We start from the raw sequence: 19191 nt of genomic DNA on the forward strand, positions 1-19191 counted from the left end.
CCTGCTCGCACCCGATGTGCGCCTCGTCGGCGACAGCGGGGGCAAGGCGAGGGCGCCGCTCCAGGTCCTCCAGGGCGTGGGCAACGTGGGGCCACCGGATCACCGGTGGGGCCCCGCCGCTGTGGTGTACGGGGACGGGCGGCTCGCGGCCGGCTCCGTACGGGGACGGCCTACGGCTCGAACTTGTAGCCGAGTCCGCGCACGGTCACCAGATAGCGCGGCGCGCCCGGGTCCGGCTCGATCTTGGCGCGCAGCCGCTTGACGTGGACGTCGAGGGTCTTGGTGTCCCCGACGTAGTCCGCGCCCCAGACGCGGTCGATGAGCTGCATCCGGGTGAGGACCCGGCCCGCGTTGCGGAGCAGCATCTCCAGCAGGTCGAACTCCTTGAGGGGCAGATCGACCTTGCCGCCGGAGACGGTGACCACATGGCGGTCCACGTCCATCCGGACCGGGCCGGCCTCCAGGGCCGCCGGGGTGACCTCCTCGGGCTCCCCGCGGCGGCGCAGGACCGCGCGGATGCGGGCGACCAGCTCCCGCGTGGAGAAAGGCTTGGTGACATAGTCGTCGGCTCCTATTTCCAGCCCGACGACCTTGTCGATCTCGCTGTCCTTGGCGGTCACCATGATCACCGGGACATTGGACTTGCCGCGCAGCTGGCGGCAGACCTCGGTGCCCGGCAGGCCGGGCAGCATGAGGTCGAGGAGGACGAGGTCGGCGCCGTTGCGCTCGAACTCGTCGAGCCCCTCGGGGCCCGTGGTCGCGACCGCGACCTCGAAACCTTCCTTGCGGAGCATGTAGGACAGGGCGTCGCTGAATGATTCCTCATCCTCGACGACGAGCACTCGGGTCACGGAAGGACCTCCGGGGCAGGGATGTCGGTGTGCGGATCGGTGTCGTGGGGCCGGCCGTCGCCCCGAGGGGAGCGGTCCGGGCGGCGGGGGGCGGTTCCGGCGAATCCTGAGGGTGGGACGGATGGTCCCGAGGGTGGGACGGATGGCGCCGGAGAGGGAGCGGATGGCCCCGGGGGCGGGGCGGACGGCCCCGGAGAGGGAGCGGATGGCCCCGGGGGTGGGGCGGTGCCGGTCCCGGCGCGGGGAGCGGCACCGGGGTGGAGGTCGGTCCCCGGGTGAGGGTTCTCCCCCGGGTGGGGGCCGGGCCCCGGATCGGGGCCGGGAGCGGGCGCGGCGTCCGCCTCCGGGCCGCAGTCCGGGGCGGTGTCGAAGGGGAGCGGGGAACCGGTGTCGCCCGGTCCGTCGTCGGGGGCACTGGCTGCACGGTCCCGCGCCGAGCCCGCCTCGGGAAGCCGGAGGGTGAAAGTGGAGCCCTGTCCCTCCGTACTCCAGACGGTAACCTCCCCGCCGTGCGAGGCTGCCACATGCTTGACGATGGCCAGACCGAGGCCGGTGCCGCCGGTGGCCCGGGAGCGGGCCGGGTCGACCCGGTAGAACCGCTCGAAGACCCGCTCGCGGTCCTTCTCGGAGATCCCGATGCCCTGGTCGGTGACGGCGATCTCGATGAATCCGCCGGAGCCGGGCTGCGCCGCGGTCCCCGGCGGGGAGATCCTGCGGGCCGAGATCCCGACCCGGGTGCGGGCCGGGGAGTAGTTGACCGCGTTCTCCACCAGGTTGCCCAGGGCGGCGGCGAGCTTGCCGCGATTGCCCCAGATGAACAGCCCGGAGGTGCCTCCGCTGGCCATGGTGATCTGTTTGGTGGAGGCGGGGTGCCGGGAGCGGTCGATGGCCTCGGCGACCAGTTCGTCCACCCGCACGGGCTCCGCGTCCTCCAGCGGGTCGTCGTTCTGCACCCGGGAGAGGTCGATCAGCTCCTGGACCAGATTGGTGAGCCGGGTCGCCTCGATCTGCATCCGGCCGGCGAAGCGCGAGACCGCCTCGGGATCGTCGGAGGCGTCCATGACCGCCTCGGAGAGCAGCGAGAGCGCGCCGACCGGGGTCTTCAGCTCATGGCTGACATTCGCCACGAAATCCCGCCGGACCGCCTCGATCCGGCGGGCCTCGGTGAGGTCCTCGACCAGCAGAAGCACCAGCCGGGAGCCGAGCGGAGCGACCCGGGCGGAGACGGCGAGCGCCTCGCCCCGGCCGGTGCCCCGGCGGGGGAGATCCAGTTCCACCTGGCGTATCTCTCCGTCGCGGCGGGTGTCGCGGGCCATCTGGAGCATGGCCTCCACCGTCAGTTTTCCGCCACGGACCAGACCGAGGGCGTACGCGGCGGAACTGGCCTTCACCACGGAGTCCGCCTCGTCGAGCACGACGGCGGAGGAGCGGAGGACGGAGAGGACGGTGTCGACGCCGGGCGGGAGCACGGCGTCGGTGTGCAGCGAGGTCCGGGTGGGTCTGCGCTGCTCGCGCTCGCTCCAGCGAAACGCCAGCATGGCGATCACGCCGGTCAGCAGACCGGCGAGCGCAGCCAATGCGGCGACCGCCGCGTTCACGTCCATGCCTCCAGGTTAGGCGCGGCCACGGACATGCTCACAGCCAATCGGGTGGCGCCTCGAACACTCGTCGCCCAGAGTTCACCGAGGGGACGGGGCCGGTTCATGTGACCGGGAGGCCCCGGACGCGTTTCGGGCCGACCGTGGGAGCGTGGGGGTCCGAGAGCCCCACCCGGACCTCTGTTCAGAAGGCAGAAAGGGAACTCGATGCGGGACGCGTACCACGAGGAACTGGATTCGATCGGTGAGGGCCTGGTCGAGATGGCCCGGCTGGTGGGGTCGGCGATAGGCCGCGCCACCACGGCGATGCTCGACGCCGATCTGAAACTGGCCGAAAGTGTGATTGCCGCCGACCAGAAGGTGGACGACCTCCAGCACGATCTGGAGGCCCGTGCCATCGCGCTGCTCGCCCGTCAGCAGCCGGTCGCCACGGATCTGCGGATCGTGGTGACCTCGCTGCGGATGAGCGCCGACCTGGAGCGCGCCGGAGACCTGGCCCAGCACGTGGCCAAGCTCGCCCGGCTGCGCTTCCCCGACTCGGCGGTGCCGAGGGATCTCCAGGCGACGATCCTGGAGATGGGTCAGCTGGCCCAGCGGCTGATGGCGAAGGCCGCCGAGGTCATCATCACCAAGGATGTCGATCTCGCGCTCCAGCTGGAGACCGACGACGACGAGATGGATCTGCTGCACCGGGCGCTCTTCCAGCATCTGATGGACGACCGCTGGAAGCACGGGATCGAGACGGCGGTCGATGTGACGCTGCTCGGCCGCTACTACGAGCGCTTCGCCGACCACGCGGTGTCGGTGGCGAAGCGGGTGGTGTACCTGGTGACGGGTGAGCACGCGGATGAGATCCAGTCGGCGAACGCGGTGGAGGGCGCGTAACCCCGCACCCGCGACCCCGCCTCAGCGCGCCGTTGACGCGCCCGCCGGGACGGGCGTGCAATGACCTGCGGGGGGCGGCGCTCCGCGTTCGCCCCCCGCACAGCCATGCCCCGTACATCTGTACGGACGCGGACCTGTCCGCACCGTCCTGAACAGCTCGTACGCCCATGAGGAGGGCCCATGGCCGATTCCCCCACCCCAGACCCCCGTCCCACGGCACCGGCGGCGACGGCGTTCCTGCCCGTCCTGTCCTGCTCCTGCGGACCGGGCTGCTCGTGCGGCTGCCAGTCCGGCGGCTCCTGCCAGTGCGGCGGCGGCTGCGGCTAGCCACAGCGCCCGGCACGGAGGCACGACGCCCGGCACGGAGGCACGGAGGCACGGAGGCACAGCAGAGGGACAACGGCACAACGGCATGCCCCCGGCCCGCGGAGAACGACTCCGCGGGCCGGGGGCGTGTCCGGCTCGGGCTACTTCTTCTTGCCCTGGTTCTTCACGGCCTCGATCGCCGCCGCGGCGGCGTCCGGGTCGAGGTAGGTGCCGCCCGGCTTGAGCGGCTTGAAGTCGGCGTCCAGCTCGTACACCAGCGGGATGCCGGTGGGGATGTTCAGCCCGGCGATGTCCTCGTCGGAGACGCCGTCGAGGTGCTTGACGAGCGCGCGCAGCGAGTTGCCGTGGGCGGCCACCAGAACGGTGCGGCCGGCCAGCAGGTCCGGCACGATCCCGTCGTACCAGTAGGGCAGCATCCGGACGACGACGTCCTTCAGGCACTCGGTGCGGGGGCGCAGCTCCGGCGGGATGGTGGCGTAGCGGGCGTCGCCGCTCTGCGAGAACTCCGTGCCGTCCTCCAGGGGCGGCGGCGGGGTGTCGTACGAGCGGCGCCAGAGCATGAACTGCTCCTCGCCGAACTCGGCGAGCGTCTGGGCCTTGTCCTTGCCCTGGAGGGCTCCGTAGTGGCGCTCGTTGAGCCGCCAGGAGCGGTGCACGGGAATCCAGTGGCGGTCCGCGGACTCCAGCGAGAGCTGGGCGGTGCGGATGGCGCGCTTCTGGAGCGAGGTGTGCAGTACGTCGGGGAGCAGGCCGGCGTCCTTGAGCAGCTCACCGCCGCGGACCGCCTCCTTCTCGCCCTTCTCGGTGAGGTTCACGTCCACCCAGCCGGTGAACAGGTTCTTCGCGTTCCACTCGCTCTCGCCGTGGCGGAGGAGGATCAGCTTGTACGGTGCGTCGGCCATGGCTCCGAGCCTAATGGACAGGTGTGCGGGCGCCCGCCGACGGTCCGTCCAGTGGTCCGTACGGCGCCCGGGGCCCGGTGCCGGTGTCTGCGCCGGGGCCGGTGGTCCGGTCGTCGTTTGACGGTCCACGTCAAACGACTGGCCGTCGGGACCTCCGCGTAAGTAATGTGCGGGCATCGCCCGTGCCACTTACATCACGGGTGTCGTACGCCGTGGGGGGATCGATCCATGTCCATGTCCCAACTGCTGGCCGGGGCGCGCCGAGCCGTCACCGAGAGCGTCTCGGGGCTCCCCCGGGAGTTCTGGTGGCTGTGGACCAGCACCCTGGTCAACCGGCTGGGTGGCTTCGTCGCCACGTTCCTGGTGCTGTATCTGACCTCCGAGAAGGGGTACTCGGCCGCTTACGCCGGGCTGGTGGTCTCGCTCTACGGGCTGGGCGGGGTGGTCGCCTCGCTCGGCGGCGGGGTGATGGCCGACCGGCTGGGGCGGCGGCCCACGCTGCTCATCGCCCAGACGGGCACGGCCCTGTCGGTCGCCGCGCTGGGCTTTGTCCACCACCCGGCGGCCATCGCGGCCGTGGCCGGTCTGGTGGGCATGGCGACCAGCGCGTCCCGGCCGGCCGTCCAGGCGATGATGGCGGACATCGTGCCCCCGAAGGACCGGGTGCGGGCGTTCTCCCTGAACTACTGGGCGATCAACCTGGGCTTCGCCATCTCCGCGATGGCGGCCGGGTTCATCGCCGAGTACAGCTATCTGGCCGGGTTCCTCGGCGAGGCCGCCATGACGCTGGTCTGCGCGGTCCTCATCTTCGTGAAGCTGCCGGAGTCCCGGCCCGAGCAGCCCGCCGGCGCCGGCGGCGCGGCCGGGCCCGCGGTGGGCATGGGGACCGTGCTGCGGGACCGGAGGTTCATGGGCGTCGTCGGTCTGTCGTTCCTGATCGCGCTGATCTTCATGCAGGGCCATATGGGAGTGCCGCTGGCGATGGGGGAGGACGGTCTCTCCCCGTCGGACTACGGCGTGGTGATGGCGCTGAACGGCATCCTCATCGTGGCGCTCCAGATCCCGGTCACCCGCTTCATCGAGCACCGCGACCCGCGCCGGCTGCTGATGCTCTCCTCGCTGCTGGTGGGGTACGGGTTCGGGCTGACCGCGTTCGCCGGGTCGATCGGGTTCTACGCGCTGACGGTGGCCGTCTGGACGCTGGCCGAGATCGTCAACGCGCCCACGCAGACCGGTCTGGTGGTGCGCCTCTCGCCGGTGCACGGCCGGGGCCGTTACCAGGGCATGTACACCATGACCTGGTCCGTGGCCACGCTGGTCGCCCCGCTGGTGGCGGGTTCGGTGATGGACCGGTTCGGGGCGGAGTGGCTGTGGGGGCTGTGCGCCGCGCTCGGGACCGTGGCCGGGCTGGGGTACTGGGCGCTGATGCGGAACCTTCCGGAGGGGACGCGGGAGGAGCCCGCCGAGCGCGCTGCCGCTCCGGCCGGAGGGACCGCCTCGGGGGCCGCGTCGGGAACCGCGTCGGGAACCGCGTCGGGAACCGCCTCCGGAAAAGCCGGAACAGCCGGGGCGGCCGGGGCGGCCGGAACAGCCGGGGCGGCCTCCGGGAGCGCCGGGGCCGGCGCGGTGCGGCCGGGCCGGTGAACCGGCCCGCCGGTGCGGGGAACCGGCGGGACGGACCGGGTCACCACTGACCGGTCGGACCCCCGGGGCGCGGCGGTCCGGGCGTGAAGTTGTCCGCCAGAACGGCCTGCTCCGCTCCCGCGGAGGGCTGGACGGCGGCGGACACGGCGGCGGCGAGACCGGCCGACCCGAGAACGACGAGGGCGGCGGTGAGCGAGGACAGCAGGGTCCGTCTGAGAGAGCCGACAGGGCCTTGAGAACGGGGAGAGCGCACTGAGCATCCTTTTCCGGCACGTGGTCTGTGGAACATGAGGTGCGGTCGCACCGTTCTGGGTGGGTGCCCGGGGCGCTCTTGGGGATAAACAGCGCTGGCGCACAGCCGCCACCGCGCTCTCCGGCGGGGGAACCCGGACATCCGTGCGATGCGGCCGGGTTGGCCTGTGGGACTGCCCCCGGTGACGGTCTAAGCGGACTCCCCGGACGTCAAGGCCAGTGTGTCGAACGTCACTTCGAATGGCGGGTTCCGTATCAGGCCCGGCCGTCACCGGCCGGCGGGCTCTCCGCCGTCACCCGGGTGCCCGGGTGGGCCAGCGCGCAGAGGAAACCGATGGCCAGGGCCAGCGCCATCCCGTAGAACACCCACTGGTTCGCCTCGGCGAAGTCCATCCGTACCGCCTGCTGTGCCTCCTCCAGCGCGAAGGCCGCCGCGCCGTCCTCGCCCGGCACCCGTCCGCTCCCGTGCCCCGCCACCGACTGGGAGATGCCGCGCGCCGCCTTCCCGGCCATCTCCGGCGGCACCCCCCGTTCCTCCAGCGTCGCGGTCACCTTGTCGACCGTGACATGGCTGAGCACCGTCCCGTACACCGCGAGCCCCACCGCCGCCGCGTAGTTGCGGGTCGTCTGGGTGATGCCGGTGACCTCGCCGTACGAGGCGCCGATGGCCCGGTTGACCGAGTCCGTCGACGCCGGGGCGAGCAGAAAGCCGATGCCCGCGCCCGCCAGCACCACATAGGGCCACTGCGCGCCGACCGACAGATCCGTCAGCTTGGCCGCCCACAGCGCGAATCCGGCGGCGCCGAGCGCCGAGCCCAGCAGCATCGGCAGCCGGGCGCCGCGCTGGTCGAGCATCCGGCCGCCGAGCTGGCTGGCGAGGACGAAGCCGAGGAAGAACCAGAGGAGGTACAGGGCGGCCTCGTTGGGCGACTTCCGGAGCGAGACCTGCGCGTACACCGAGGCGAAGAAGAACAGCGGGACGAAGGCGAGCATCCCGAAGAAGAGCACGGCGGTGTCGGCGCGGAAGGCACGGTCCCGGAAGACCTTCAGATTGATCAGGGGCTGTTCGGGGACGCGCAGCTCATAGCGGCAGAAGGCGACGAGCACCGCGAGGCCGGCGATGATGCAGCCCCAGGTCGCGGCGGAGCCCCAGCCCCACTCGGACGCCTGCTGGAGGCCCAGCACGCTCAGCCCCATCCCCAGCGCGACCAGCACCGCGCCCGGCAGGTCGAGGCGCTCCCTGCGGCCGGTGTTGGGGATGCGGGCGAGCGCCGTGAGGATCAGCGCCACCACGGCGACCGGCACATTCACCCAGAAGATCGCCCGCCAGGTCCAGGCGGTGAGCCAGCCGCCGAGCAGGGGGCCGATCGCGGTGAGACCGCCGGAGAAACCGAAGAAGAGGGCCAGGGCACGGCCCCGGCGCTCCACCGGGAAGACCGCGACGACCACGGCGAGGGCGGCGGGGAAGAGCAGCGCGGCACCGACCCCCTGGGTGATCCGGAAGATGATCATCCATGCCTGGGCGAAGCCGCCGGCCGGGACACAGCCGCAGAGCACCGAGGACACCACGAAGACCAGGGTGCCGATCAGCATCACCCTGCGGTGGCCGTGGATGTCGGAGAGCCTGCCGCCGAGCGCGAAGCAGGCGGCCAGGGCGAGCACATAGGCGTTGACCACCCAGCGCATGCCGGAGGCGGTGAGGCCGAGTTCGTCGGTGATGTCCGGGGCGGCGATGGCGACGATGGTCTGGTCGATGAAGGTCATCGCGACGGCGAACATCATCGCCGCGAGCGCCAGGGTCTGGTTCGTGGAGCCGGCCGGAGGGTGGTGGGCGGGGCTCGACCCATTGGCGGTTTCAACCTTTTTGTCGCGCATGGCCGTGATTCTCCCCCGCTCCGGGGCCTTGCGCACACCCGGAGCGGGGGAGGTGTCCGGCGGTACGGGCGCCCCGGCGCGGGCGGCTCCGGGAGCGGCCCGTGCGCGCGGGCGCCCGTACTCCCTGGCCTCAGAGTCCGCGCTGGGCCCGGTGCAGATTGACCGGGAGCACCCCGCCCGGCGCGCCGTAAGCTTCCAGCCGGGAGTTCAGCGCTCCCGTGAAGTCCGGCTGGTCGGTCTGGCCGAACTCGCGGACCGTCGAGATCGCGACGGTCGCGCTGTACGGGGCGACCTCGTCGATCTTCACCAGCCCGGCGCGCCCATTGGTCACCGTGATGTTCCAGTGGGTGAACCGGGCCCCGTAGAGCGGCCCCGCGCTGGCGTCGCCGCCGTGGCGGCCGTCGTTGTGCACCGTGATCTCGGTGCGCACATTGGCGAACGGCATCCCCCGGTGGGTGTCGAAGGTGCCCATCTCCATCACCCCGCGCGACCAGACGTTGTGACTGGAGAGCCCCTCCACGTTGATGCCGTGCAACTGCGTGCCGGCGGGCTCCGGGACCGTGCGCCGGGCGACGGTGAACTCCTCCACGAGGTTGTCGTGCGCGCCCTCGCGGCAGAAGTACGGATGGTGGGAGCCCCGGCCCTCCACCCGGGTGGAGCGCAGGGTGCAGGCGGAGGCGGCGACCAGCCCGAAGCCGTTGTCGGCGTGGCGGACGGTGATGTCCGTGGCCCAGCAGTCGTACGCGCACTGGAAGGTGACCCCGTTGTACCCCTTGTCCAGGAGGTGCGGGGACTGCGGGGTCTCCACGGCCTCCAGGGTGAGCCCCTCCACCCCCGAGTCGGTGAGCGGTGCGACCGGGGTGACGATCCTGGGATCCCACTCGGGCCGCAGATCCAGCGGCAGGGGCCGTTCGAGGGTGATCCGCCTCCCCTCGACGGCTGCGATCCGCACCGGCCACTCGTACGGGACATAGCTGGTCAGCTTGGTCTTGTCGGCCCAGTGGTACGCCCGGGGGCCCGGGCCGCCGCCCGCCATGTGCTCCAGCAGGGTGTGGCCGGCGTCGTCGGCGACACGGAGCAGGACCAGCCGGCCGGCGTGCAGACGGCGGGCGTCGGGGACGGTGAGGGACCAGTCGCCCCGGCGGGCGGGCCGGGGAGTGGCGAGGGTGCGCCACTCGTCGCGGCGGTTCCCGGTCCAGCCCTCGAAGGGCCACTGTCCGGCCCGGATGGCGCCGGTGAGGCTCTCCCAGCGGGCCCGGGGGCAGAGCCAGATGAGCCCGCCGGCCCAGGACCAGGAGGACTTGTCGCCGCCGTAGCGGCTGCCGTAGGGGCCGATGAGGTCGGTGAGGTGCCGGGTGGCGTGCAGCAGCGTGCGTCCGCTGCCCGCGCCCCGGAGGACGACTCCGCTGTCGCCGATGTGGATGAGACCGTCGACGCGGTACGTGCCCGGGGGCAGCCGGACGGTGCCGCCGCCGCGCGCGCCGATGTCCGCGAGGGCGCGGTTGATGGCGGGGGCCGCGTCGGCGGAGCCGTCGGACCGGGCTCCGTAGTCCAGCGCGCTGACGGTGCGCCGGCGGTGGCGGGTGGACCGGCTGCGGCTGCCGGCCCGAGCGATGTAGGGGATCTGGGGGTGGTTGTACGGATCGCGGCGGAACTCGGCCCAGAGCGCGGACCCGGGAGCCGCCCCGGGAGCCGCCCCGGTGGCGGGCCCGGGGCCGGACCCGGGAGCCGCCGGGGTCGCGGCCGAGGCCCTGGGGGCCGTACCCCCGGCGACGGTGGAGCAGACGGCCGCGACGACGGCGGTGGCGCCGCCGAGGAGGGTGCGTCTGCTGAGAGGGTGCCGACCGGTCTCCATGAGCCTCAGCCTCCACGGATATGAACAGGGTTCATATGTGCGTCGCTGGGGAGCATGCCACGCGGCCCGGGGGACGGGAAGGGGTCGTACCGCCCCGACCGCGCCGGAGCCGGGGCCCGGCCCGAGAAGGGGAGGAGGGGAGGAGGGGAGGAGGGGAGGAGGGGAGGAGGGACCGGCCGGTCAGGACTCGGAGGACTTGCCGTCGCCGGTCAGATGGGTGAACGCTTCGAGGTTGCGGGTGGACTCCCCGCGCGAGGTCCGCCAGGCGTACTCACGGCGGATGGCCCCGGCGAACCCCAGCTCCAGCAGGGTGTTGAAGGCCCCGTCCGAGGCCTCCAGGACCGATCCGAGAATCCGGTCCAGCTCGTCCGGGGTGATCGCGGCCAGCGGGAGCTTCCCGGTCAGATAGATGTCGCCGAGGGCGTCGATCGCGTAACCCACCCCGTACAGCCGGAGGTTGCGCTCCAGCAGCCAGCGGTGGACCGCCGCGTCGTTCTCGTCGGGGTGGCGGATGACGAAGGCGTTCACCGAGAGGGAGTGGCGGCCGACCCGCAGGGAGCAGGTGGTGGAGAGCTTCCGGGTGCCGGGGAGGGTGACCACATAGGAGCCGGGCTCGGGGCTCTCCCAGTCGAGATCCGCGTCCTTCAGGGCCCGCTCGATGATCTGGGTGGGCTGCGGTACGTCAGACATGGTGCGAGCGTACCCGGCGGCGGTGTTCGTACATGGCGGCCGTGTAGACGTCGGCGGTGGTCCCGGCGGCGGTGTCCCAGCCGAAGGATTCGGCGTGCCGGGCGGCCTCCGCGCCCATCCGGGCGGCGAGCGGGGGGTTGGTGAGCAGCCGGTGCAGGGCGCGGGCGTACTCGGCGGGGTCGTGGCCTTCGATCAGGATGCCGGTCCTGCCGTCGCGCACGGCCACCGGGAGGCCGCCGACCCGTGCCGCGACCACCGGGGTGCCGGCGGCCTGTGCCTCGATCGCCACCAGGCCGAAGGATTCGCTGTACGAGGGCATCACCAGGGCCGAAGCGGCGCGGAACCAGTCGGCGAGCGTCTCCTGGGAGACCGGCGGGTGGAAGTGGACGACATCGGCGATGCCGAGGCGCGCGGCCAGCTTCTGAAGCCCCTCGGGCTTGGCGAGGCCGCTGCCGCTGGGGCCGCCGACGACGGGGACATGGAGCCGGGAGCGGAGGGAGGGGTCGCCCGCCAGCAGCAGCGCGACCGCGTGCAGCAGGATGTCGGGGGCCTTCAGCGGCTGTATCCGGCCGGCGAAGAGCGGGACGAAGGCGTCCTGCGGGAGTCCGAGCCGGGCGCGGGCGGCGGCGCGGCCGTCCGCCGGGCGGAAGCGGTCGAGGTTCACCCCGGGATGGACGACGGCGACCTTGGCGGGGTCGGCTTCGTAGAAGCGGACGAGTTCCTCCGCCTCCTCCGCCGTGTTGGCGATCAGCCGGTCGGCGGCGTTGACGATCTGGGTCTCGCCGATGACCCGCGAGGCGGGTTCGGGGGTGTCGCCGGCGGCGAGGGAGGCGTTCTTGACCTTGGCCATGGTGTGCATGGCGTGGACCAGGGGCACGCCCCAGCGCTCGGCGGCGAGCCAGCCGACATGGCCGGAGAGCCAGTAGTGGGAGTGGACCAGGTCGTAGTGGCCGGGGCGCTGACGGGCCCAGGCCTGCATCACTCCATGGGTGAAGGCGCAGAGCTGGCCGGGGAGGTCCTCCTTGGGGAGGCCCTCGTAGGGGCCGGCGTCGACATGCCGGACGAGGACTCCGGGGGCCAGCTCCACGGAGGCGGGCAGTCCGCCGGTGGTCGCCCGGGTGAAGATCTCGACCTCGATGCTGATGGCGGCGAGCCGCCGGGCCAGCTCGACGATGTAGACGTTCATCCCGCCGGCGTCACCGGTGCCCGGCTGGTGCAGGGGGGAGGTGTGGACGCTGAGCATGGCGATGCGGCGCGGCTTGCGGTGCCCGCCGGGGAGTCTGAGGCGGGGGGACATGAGACCGCTGCCGAGCCGGGAGACGTACTGGCCGTAGTGGCTCACGTCGGCGTTCCTCCTCGTTCCGGCAGGGGCGGGGCCGGGTTCTCCACGGCGCACAACAGCGGAAGACCTCCCTCCATTTCCCGCGCTCCATCACTTTGCCAAATCATTACGAATGAGGGGTGGGGCGGAGTTCCCGCAGTGGCGGCCCGGGGACGGCGGAACGGGCGTTCCGGGCCGCTCCCGGGAGGCTCCCGGGGGGCGGAAGGGAGGGCGAGGGGGCGCGCGGGCGACGGCCGGGCGCGGAGGGGGACGGCGGAATGCGGAGGGGGACGGCGGAATGCGGAGGGGGGCGGCGGGATACGGAGGGGGACGGCGGGATACGGGGGCGCTGACCGGTCCGGCCCACGGGGCCGCATACGCTCGCTGTCATGACCCGCCCCGTCGGCACCCCGACCCGCGGGACGACCAACCCCAACCGGCTGGGCCGGATGGACCGCTGGATCGCCGCCGCCCACGGCCCCGCGCTGCGCCGCGGCGACCGGCCGCTCGCCGTCGACCTCGGATACGGCTCCGCCCCCTGGACCACCCTCGAACTGCTGCGGCGGCTGCGCGCCGCCGACCCCCGGTGCGAGGTGACCGGGATCGAGATCGACCCGGGGCGGGTCGCGGCGGCGAAGCCCTACGAGCGCGAGGGGCTGAGCTTTCGCCACGGCGGCTTCGAACTCCCGGTGGAGCGCCCGCCGCTGCTGATCCGCGCCGCGAACGTGCTGCGGCAGTACGAGGAGAGCGAGGTCGCGGCCGTGTGGGCGCGGCTGTGCGGACGGCTGGCACCGGACGGGCTGCTCGTCGAGGGCACCTGCGACGAGATCGGGCGGCGGCACGTCTGGGTCGCGCTGGGGCGCGAGGGCCCGCGCACGGTGACCTTCGCGACCCGGCTCGGCTCCCTGGACCGCCCGTCCGATCTGGCGGAGCGGCTCCCGAAGGCGCTGATCCACCGCAATGTGCCGGGCGAGCCGGTCCACGCGTTTCTGCGGGACTTCGACCGCGCGTGGGCCGCGGCGGCTCCGTACGCCTCGCTCGGCGCGCGGCAGCGCTGGATCAGGGCCGTACGGGAGCTGGGGACGGCGTGGCCCGTGACGGACGACCGCAAGCGGTGGCGGCAGGGCGAGGTCACCGTCGCCTGGGAGGCGCTCGCTCCCCGGTTCGAGTGAACACACGGGCGAGCGGGGAACGCGTGGGGACCGCTGTTCGTCACCGATGCGTGGGGGCGTGCGCGGGACGGTCCACCGGCCGGGCCCGCGGTTGCGGCCCTGTCGTTTCGCGGGGCGCCGTGGCACCATCACGGCAGCGCCCGTAAGTTACTGACGGTAAATCAGTTAGCTTGGAGGGGGAGTCGTGAACCGACGCCGCTGTGCCATCGCCGCCATCACCCTGGCCTGCGCGCTGAGCGTGCTCGCCGCGCCGGGCACGGCGCTCGCCGCCCCCGCCCCCCTGCTTCCCCGGGTGCCCTCCGCGCCGCTCCTCCCCCGGGCGCCGGAGCCCCCGGCCCCCGCTCCGTCCCCGGCGGGCACGGAGAAGTCGCTGAACGAGGTGCGGCTGGAGATAGAGGACCTGTACCACCGGGCGGTCTCCGCGACGGACGCCTACAACCAGGCCAAGGAGGAGGCGGAGCGGCAGTCGGCCGAGATCGTCGAGCTGGCGCGGTCCATCGACAAGGGCCGGAAGCGCATCGACGACCTCAGGGCCCTCGCGGGAGCCGCCGCCCGCGCCCAGTACCAGGGCGGAGGGCTGCCCCCCGAGGCGTATCTGGTGCTCACGGACGACCCCGAGCTGTTCCTCGACGGGGTCGACCGGGTCAAGCAGGGCATGAAGGCGACCAAGGACCTGCTGGACGAGCTGGAGCAGACCCAGTCCGAGCTGGAGGCGTACACCAGGGACGCGAGCGCCCAGTGGAGAGCGCTGGAGGCCACCCGCGCCCAGGAGGCCGAGGCGAAGAAGGAGATCACCGAGCGGATAGCCGCCGCCGAGGAGCTGGAGCGGCGGCTGGAGAAGAAGGAACGCGCCCGGATGCTGGAGCTGGAGCGCGAGGCGGCCGAGCGGGCCCAGGAGGAGTGGCTGAGGGCCAGGGCGGCGGACCGGGAGTCCGCCGGGGCCGGGGAGGCGGGGGGCGGCGCGGGCAATGCGGATGAGGCGGGCCGGGCGAGCGGTGCGGCCGGGAAGGCCGTGGAGTTCGCCAGGGCGCAGCTCGGCAAACCGTACGAATGGGGCGCGGAGGGCCCCGGGTCCTACGACTGCTCCGGGCTGACCTCCCAGGCGTGGGCGGCGGCCGGGGTGCCGATCCCCCGCACCTCGCAGGAGCAGTGGCGGCGGCTTCCCCGGGTCGGGGTGGAGGATCTGCGCCCCGGGGATCTGATCATCTACCACGCCGACGCCAGTCATGTGGGGATGTACACCGGGGGCGGGTCGATCGTGCACGCGCCGCGGCCGGGGCGGGATGTGACCGTGGCGGGGGCGGGCTCCATGAAGATCCTGGGGGTGGTGCGCCCCTCCGCGCAGGAGTGAGGGTGCCTGGCCGGCGGCGCGGCACGGTGGGGGCTCCCGGGGCGGGGGGCTGCCTTCCGGGGGTGAGCGCCCGGCCGACGGCGCCACACGGCGCGGGCTCCCGGGGCGGGGGGTCCGTCCTCAAGCGCCGGACGGGCTGACATCACCCGGGTCGCCTGTGGCGCGGCGTCCGTCCTCAAACGCCGGACGGGCTGGGTTGGCCGGCCTGCCCCGAGCCCCGTGCAGCCCCAGCGCCGCCTGCGAGCCAAAACGCAAGATCCCGCTCCCGCCGGCGCTTGAGGCACACCACCCAGCCCTCCGGCGCGATCGTGGCGCGCCCGCCTCAGCCTCGCCAGCACTCGAGCCGCACCCGCCTCAGCCTCACCGCCGCTTGAGCCACATCCGCCTCAGCCTCACCGGGGCTTGAGTCACACCCACCCAGCCCCTCCGGCGATTGAGGAGCGGGGGCTCGGGGGCTGGCCCCCGACCGTGGCCCGCAGCATGCGGGGACCTGTCGCACAGGGTCCGCCCTCAAACGCCGGACGGGCTGACATCACCCGGGTCGCCTGTGGCGCGGCGTCCGTCCTCAAGCGCCGGACGGGCTGGGGGTGCGCCGGATCGGCTGGGATCGCTCGGGGCTTCCGAGGCCGGGGGGCCGTCCTCACACGGTGGATGGGCGCGGTGTGCCGGATCGTCTGGGATCGCTCGGGGCCTCCGGGGCGCGGCCGGAAGGGGAGGGAGGGCGTGATGTTTGTCATGAGGGGGTGGTCAACTGCCCTCTGATGCCCGGCATGCATCCCTCTGCCCCCTCCCCACTCATTCCACTGCGGCAGCGGCTACCGCTAGGGTCCCGGTCTGGCGGGTTGTCGTTCGACGTCCCGCCGCGCCCTCGGGGGAGGGAAGGAACCCGGATCACATGCCCGTACCCGTACCGCGTCAGCGCACCGCCCCCACCGCGGAGAGCCCCGGCAGCAGTGCCGTCGGCGGTGGCGACCTCACCCTGCTGGTGATCGAGGACGACCCCACGGGCACCTTCTCGCTGCCGGAGCCGCCCGACCCGCCCGGCGCGGCCGGCCCCCGCGTCCGGGTCCGCAGCGCCCGGAACCTCACCGAGGCCGAGCGGCTGCTCACCGACGACGTCGACTGCGTTCTGGTCGATCTCGCACTCCCCGGCGGCCCGCCGGAAGACCAGCTCGCACCGCTCCGGCACGTCCTGCGGCTGGCGCCCCGGCACGCCGTGCTCGCCCTCACCACCTCAGACGACGCGGAGGGCGCGGCCGAGGCCGTGCGGCTGGGCGCCCAGGACCACCTCTTCCGCGACGAGCTGGACGCGCGGCTGCTGAGCCGCACCGTCAGATACGCCGTCGAGCGGAAGCGCGCCGACACGGTCCAGCACAAACTGGCCGAGTCCCGGCTGCGCGCCCAGGAGAACGCCCGGCTGGAGCGCGGACTGCTGCCCACGCCCTTGCTGGAGGGCTCGGACCTCGGCTTCGCCGCCCGCTACCGCCCCGGCCGGTCCCGCGCGCTGCTCGGCGGCGACTTCTACGACACCGTGCGCACCCCGGACGGCACGGTCCACGCGATGATCGGCGATGTCTGCGGCCACGGCCCGGACGAGGCGGCACTCGGTGTGGAGCTGCGGATAGCGTGGCGGGCGCTGACCTTCGCCGGGCTCTGCGGGGACGAGCTGCTCTCGACGCTCCAGCGGGTGCTGGAGCACGAGCGCGAGAGCGAGGAGATCTTCGCGACCCTCTGCACGGTCGACATCGCGCCGGACGGCCGGCGGGCCGGACTCTGTCTGGCGGGCCACCCGTCCCCGCTGATCACCCGGGGCGGCCGGGCCGCCCCGCTGCTTCCGTACGAGAGCGGTGGCCCGGCCCTGGGCCTGCTGCCGCGCGCCCGCTGGCCGCGCCGCCAGGTCGAGCTGGGCGGGGCCTGGTCCCTGATGCTCTACACGGACGGGCTGATCGAGGGGCGCTCGGGCCCGGACGAGAGAGCGCGCCTGGGGGACGAGGGAATGCTGAAGATGATCAACCGCCAGCTCGCGGCGGGGCTGACCGGCGAGGCGCTGCTGGAGTCCGCGGTCGCCGAGGCGCGCGAACTGAACGGCGGAGACCTCAACGACGATGTCGCGGTACTGCTGCTGAGCAGGGGCTGAACCCCACCCGCCCGGAGCGGGAGCCGCGCCGGCTACCGCCCGCCGTTGTACGGGCCGTAGGGGCCGTCGCTGCTGGAGCCGCCACGCCTGCCGCCACCACCGGTGACCTGCTTCAGCGCGGGCCGCACATCGACGAAGAAGACGATGGTGGCGATCAGTCCCGCGATGGACAGGAAGAGCACGCTGAGGAAGAGATTCACGGTGAAGGTGACACCGAGAATGATCACCCAGAAGCTCTTGGTCTGCTTGTCCGCTGCACGGTAGGCGTCCTCACGGGCGAAGGCCGCCATGATCAGCGCGGTCGCGGACGAGATCAGGAAGACCAGGAACAGGATGTTCCAGAGGTTCGCTTCGAAGCTCGCGCGCAACATGGTGGGCACCGCCTACGCCTAGTGAGTGATGGAAGGTCTCGCCGCCAAGGTACCCGGAGAACGGACCGGACACCCCGAAAGGTGCCCGGCCGGTTCCGTCGTCCGCCCCTTACCGGGTGGGCGGGGTGGTCTTCTTCGCGGCGCCGGTCCGGCGGACGGCGGCCTTGCGGGCGGCGGGCTTCCTGGCCTCGGGCCTGGTCTCGTCCTTCGCCTCGCCCTTCGCCTCGCCCTTCGCCTCGGACTTCGTCTCGCTCTTCACCTCGCCCGTCCCGGCCGCGCGGCCGTTCGCGGGCTCGGTCCGGGTCTGCGCGGGCTTCGCGGGCTCCGTCCGCACCGGAGTCGTCCGCACCGGCTCCCGCTTCTTCGGCTCGGGCTCGACGGCGACGGCGATCTCGGTGATCTCCTCGGCGGCCTCGCCGCGCCAGGTCCGCACCGTCTGCTCACCGTGCTCGGCGACCTTCTCGTAGGTCTCCCGTGCCTTCACGGCGTACTCGGCCGCGACCCCGACGCCGCGCAGCGCCAGGTCCTGAGCCGTCTCGCCCAGCTTCTTCAGATCCGCGTCGAACCCGCCGAGCACCTCGGTGACCTTGGCCTGCACGGTGGCCTGGGCCTCCTTGGCCTGCGTGCTCACCTTCTCCTGCACGACCTTGGGGTCCGTGTTCCGCACGGCGTCGATCCGGCCGGGCGCCTCGGCGGCGAGCTGCTCCAGGAGCGCGGGCACCTTCCGGGCCTGCTGGACGGCGAGGTCGGCCGTGCCGGCGGCGAAGTAGAGGGGGGTGGGGTCGGTGAACGTCTTGCGGAGGTCATCGGTGATGGCCATGACTGTGGTCCTCCTGGAAAGCAGTTCAGTGTGAGGGTTGGCCGGCATCTCCGCCGCCGGCCGTGCGGGGGCCTTCAACGGTGGTGTCGGATTCTTCGGGGCCTTGGGGGTCTTTCGGGTCTTCGGGGCCCGCCGGGCCCTCCGGCTCCGTGGTCTCGAATCCGTTCTCCTTGCGGAAGGACTCGTAGATCTGGAGGAGAACGGCCTTCTGCCGCTCGTTTATGGAGGGGTCGGCGATGATGACGGCCCGTGTCTCCAGCTCGTCCCGGTCCCGCTCGTCGAGGATTCCGGCGCGCACGTACAGCGTCTCGGCGGAGATCCGCAGGGCCTTGGCGACCTGCTGGAGCACCTCCGCGCTCGGCTTGCGCAGCCCGCGCTCGATCTGGCTGAGATAGGGATTGGACACCCCGGCGGCGTCGGCGAGCTGCCGAAGCGAGAGCTGGGCGTTGCGCCGCTGCTCGCGGAGGTACTCACCGAGATTGCCGACGTTGAGTGATGCCATACCCCGATGGTGCACACTCGCGCTAACTATTGCAAGCAGATGCTTGCAATAGTGTTGCGCGCCACGCCGTCCGGCGGATGCGGCGGCTCCGGTGGCGGGGGATGTCAGGGGCAGAGCGTGCCGTCGTCGCGGCGGGTGACGCCGGGGCGGGTGTTCAGGGACCACAGATGCGTACAGCGCGGACACTGGAGATGGACGACCGGGCCGCTGTTGGAGATCAGATAGCGCCAGTGGTCACCGCAGTTGCGGCGGTCCGCGCAGGCCGCGCAGTGGCGGGCGTCGTCGCAGACGGGGCAGGGCAGCCAGGCGCGGCGGGCGGAGTCCGCCTGCGGATCAATGGGCAGCACGGCCCGGCCCCTCCCCCGGCAGGACACCGGCCGCCACCAGCAGCTCATGGGTGCGCCGCTGCTCGGCGTCCAGGCCGGAGTAGAGGAGGGCGTACGCCTCGTCCTCGCCCCGGAGGGCGGCGGCGGGGTCCCAGTCGGGGCCGAGCGCGGCCACGACCTCCGCCCGCCGCCTGACCTCCTCAAGGGTCAGGTCGATCGTGAAGGGTATGAGGTCGCCGCCGCTGTCCCGGTTCATATCGTTCATGTCATTCATGTCATTCATGGCGTTCATGTCATTCATGGCGGAACTTC

At 72.7% G+C, this 19191-nt stretch carries 17 protein-coding genes and 1 pseudogene; 6 read left to right on the plus strand and 12 right to left on the minus strand.

What is annotated here, in order from left to right; translation table 11 throughout:
- A pseudogene (locus tag ACWCRA_RS31420) lies at positions 1–91 on the plus strand (RNA polymerase subunit sigma-24); the annotation flags it as partial.
- Positions 92–170: 79 nt separating this feature from the next.
- On the opposite strand, the gene ACWCRA_RS31425 reads toward ACWCRA_RS31420, so the two are convergent.
- Together ACWCRA_RS31425 and ACWCRA_RS31430 are read right to left on the minus strand one after the other, a co-directional pair.
- Positions 171–851, minus strand: coding sequence for a response regulator transcription factor (locus tag ACWCRA_RS31425; RefSeq protein ID WP_351558393.1), 681 nt, complete (start codon positions 849–851; stop codon positions 171–173).
- Positions 848–2455, minus strand: a complete 1608-nt coding sequence (locus tag ACWCRA_RS31430; RefSeq protein WP_451069180.1) for a sensor histidine kinase — start codon at positions 2453–2455, stop codon at positions 848–850. Before ACWCRA_RS31430 ends, ACWCRA_RS31425 begins: the two co-directional genes overlap by 4 nt.
- A gap of 201 nt (positions 2456–2656) precedes the next feature.
- On the opposite strand from ACWCRA_RS31430, the gene phoU reads away from it, so the two are divergent.
- The gene (phoU, locus tag ACWCRA_RS31435; RefSeq protein WP_351558390.1) at positions 2657–3334 is read left to right on the plus strand and encodes a phosphate signaling complex protein PhoU; all 678 of its coding nucleotides are present in this window, start codon (positions 2657–2659) and stop codon (positions 3332–3334) included.
- A gap of 467 nt (positions 3335–3801) precedes the next feature.
- Here the strand turns inward: phoU and ACWCRA_RS31440 are convergent, their stop codons facing one another.
- Complete coding sequence (locus tag ACWCRA_RS31440) at positions 3802–4563, minus strand: phosphoglyceromutase (RefSeq protein ID WP_351558388.1); 762 nt, start codon at positions 4561–4563, stop codon at positions 3802–3804.
- 228 nt (positions 4564–4791) lie between these two features.
- On the opposite strand from ACWCRA_RS31440, the gene ACWCRA_RS31445 reads away from it, so the two are divergent.
- Entirely contained in the window at positions 4792–6207 is a 1416-nt protein-coding gene (locus ACWCRA_RS31445; protein ID WP_451069181.1) for an MDR family MFS transporter, read from the plus strand.
- Between the two features lie 507 nt (positions 6208–6714).
- Here ACWCRA_RS31445 and ACWCRA_RS31450 read toward each other — a convergent pair.
- The 4 genes from ACWCRA_RS31450 to mshA all read right to left on the minus strand — a co-directional run bounded on the left by ACWCRA_RS31450 (position 6715) and on the right by mshA (position 12176).
- Entirely contained in the window at positions 6715–8334 is a 1620-nt protein-coding gene (locus tag ACWCRA_RS31450) for an MFS transporter (protein WP_451069182.1), read from the minus strand.
- A gap of 130 nt (positions 8335–8464) precedes the next feature.
- Entirely contained in the window at positions 8465–10189 is a 1725-nt protein-coding gene (locus ACWCRA_RS31455; RefSeq protein WP_451069183.1) for a glycosyl hydrolase family 28-related protein, read from the minus strand.
- A 180-nt stretch (positions 10190–10369) separates the two neighbouring features.
- Positions 10370–10879 carry a type III secretion system chaperone family protein gene (locus tag ACWCRA_RS31460; RefSeq protein ID WP_351558382.1) on the minus strand — a complete coding sequence of 170 codons (510 nt, stop codon included), beginning with the start codon at positions 10877–10879 and terminating at the stop codon, positions 10370–10372.
- A complete protein-coding gene (gene mshA / locus ACWCRA_RS31465) occupies positions 10872–12176 on the minus strand; it encodes a D-inositol-3-phosphate glycosyltransferase (RefSeq protein ID WP_451069203.1) in 1305 nt (434 codons plus the stop codon). Before mshA ends, ACWCRA_RS31460 begins: the two co-directional genes overlap by 8 nt.
- A 413-nt stretch (positions 12177–12589) precedes the next feature.
- Here mshA and ACWCRA_RS31470 point away from each other — a divergent pair, with 413 nt between their 5' ends.
- From ACWCRA_RS31470 to ACWCRA_RS31480, 3 genes are all read left to right on the plus strand, one after another.
- Positions 12590–13372 (plus strand): class I SAM-dependent methyltransferase, encoded by a 783-nt coding sequence (locus tag ACWCRA_RS31470; RefSeq protein ID WP_351558381.1) that lies wholly within the window; start codon positions 12590–12592, stop codon positions 13370–13372.
- Positions 13373–13556: 184 nt separating this feature from the next.
- Complete coding sequence (locus tag ACWCRA_RS31475; RefSeq protein WP_451069184.1) at positions 13557–14723, plus strand: NlpC/P60 family protein; 1167 nt, start codon at positions 13557–13559, stop codon at positions 14721–14723.
- 895 nt (positions 14724–15618) lie between these two features.
- Complete coding sequence (locus ACWCRA_RS31480; protein WP_351558377.1) at positions 15619–16860, plus strand: PP2C family protein-serine/threonine phosphatase; 1242 nt, start codon at positions 15619–15621, stop codon at positions 16858–16860.
- 32 nt (positions 16861–16892) lie between these two features.
- Here ACWCRA_RS31480 and ACWCRA_RS31485 read toward each other — a convergent pair whose 3' ends face one another.
- From ACWCRA_RS31485 to ACWCRA_RS31505, 5 genes are all read right to left on the minus strand, one after another.
- Entirely contained in the window at positions 16893–17231 is a 339-nt protein-coding gene (locus ACWCRA_RS31485; protein WP_351558375.1) for a DUF2516 family protein, read from the minus strand.
- 109 nt (positions 17232–17340) lie between these two features.
- Positions 17341–18051: a hypothetical protein gene (locus ACWCRA_RS31490; protein WP_451069185.1), complete on the minus strand. Its 711-nt coding sequence runs from the start codon at positions 18049–18051 to the stop codon at positions 17341–17343.
- A 25-nt stretch (positions 18052–18076) separates the two neighbouring features.
- Positions 18077–18553 (minus strand): helix-turn-helix domain-containing protein, encoded by a 477-nt coding sequence (locus ACWCRA_RS31495; RefSeq protein WP_351558371.1) that lies wholly within the window; start codon positions 18551–18553, stop codon positions 18077–18079.
- Positions 18554–18657: 104 nt separating this feature from the next.
- Positions 18658–18948 (minus strand): hypothetical protein, encoded by a 291-nt coding sequence (locus ACWCRA_RS31500; protein ID WP_451069186.1) that lies wholly within the window; start codon positions 18946–18948, stop codon positions 18658–18660.
- A complete protein-coding gene (locus ACWCRA_RS31505; protein ID WP_451069187.1) occupies positions 18887–19144 on the minus strand; it encodes a DUF6400 family protein in 258 nt (85 codons plus the stop codon). Before ACWCRA_RS31505 ends, ACWCRA_RS31500 begins: the two co-directional genes overlap by 62 nt.
- Between the last annotated feature and the right edge of the window lie 47 nt (positions 19145–19191).

The sequence above is a fragment of the Streptomyces sp. NPDC001889 genome, from assembly GCF_053594535.1.

Bases quoted from the DNA above. Each gene is read 5' to 3' on its own strand.
- ACWCRA_RS31505 (WP_451069187.1), bottom strand. From the start codon at position 19,144: ATGAACGATATGAACCGGGACAGCGGCGGCGACCTCATACCCTTCACG.
- ACWCRA_RS31485 (WP_351558375.1), bottom strand. From the start codon at position 17,231: ATGTTGCGCGCGAGCTTCGAAGCGAACCTCTGGAACATCCTGTTCCTG.
- ACWCRA_RS31430 (WP_451069180.1), bottom strand. From the start codon at position 2,455: ATGGACGTGAACGCGGCGGTCGCCGCATTGGCTGCGCTCGCCGGTCTG.
- ACWCRA_RS31455 (WP_451069183.1), bottom strand. From the start codon at position 10,189: ATGGAGACCGGTCGGCACCCTCTCAGCAGACGCACCCTCCTCGGCGGC.
- ACWCRA_RS31440 (WP_351558388.1), bottom strand. From the start codon at position 4,563: ATGGCCGACGCACCGTACAAGCTGATCCTCCTCCGCCACGGCGAGAGC.
- ACWCRA_RS31450 (WP_451069182.1), bottom strand. From the start codon at position 8,334: ATGCGCGACAAAAAGGTTGAAACCGCCAATGGGTCGAGCCCCGCCCAC.
- mshA (WP_451069203.1), bottom strand. From the start codon at position 12,176: ATGTCCCCCCGCCTCAGACTCCCCGGCGGGCACCGCAAGCCGCGCCGC.
- ACWCRA_RS31470 (WP_351558381.1), top strand. From the start codon at position 12,590: ATGACCCGCCCCGTCGGCACCCCGACCCGCGGGACGACCAACCCCAAC.
- ACWCRA_RS31445 (WP_451069181.1), top strand. From the start codon at position 4,792: ATGTCCATGTCCCAACTGCTGGCCGGGGCGCGCCGAGCCGTCACCGAG.
- ACWCRA_RS31460 (WP_351558382.1), bottom strand. From the start codon at position 10,879: ATGTCTGACGTACCGCAGCCCACCCAGATCATCGAGCGGGCCCTGAAG.
- phoU (WP_351558390.1), top strand. From the start codon at position 2,657: ATGCGGGACGCGTACCACGAGGAACTGGATTCGATCGGTGAGGGCCTG.
- ACWCRA_RS31495 (WP_351558371.1), bottom strand. From the start codon at position 18,553: ATGGCATCACTCAACGTCGGCAATCTCGGTGAGTACCTCCGCGAGCAG.
- ACWCRA_RS31480 (WP_351558377.1), top strand. From the start codon at position 15,619: ATGCCCGTACCCGTACCGCGTCAGCGCACCGCCCCCACCGCGGAGAGC.
- ACWCRA_RS31490 (WP_451069185.1), bottom strand. From the start codon at position 18,051: ATGGCCATCACCGATGACCTCCGCAAGACGTTCACCGACCCCACCCCC.
- ACWCRA_RS31500 (WP_451069186.1), bottom strand. From the start codon at position 18,948: ATGAGCTGCTGGTGGCGGCCGGTGTCCTGCCGGGGGAGGGGCCGGGCC.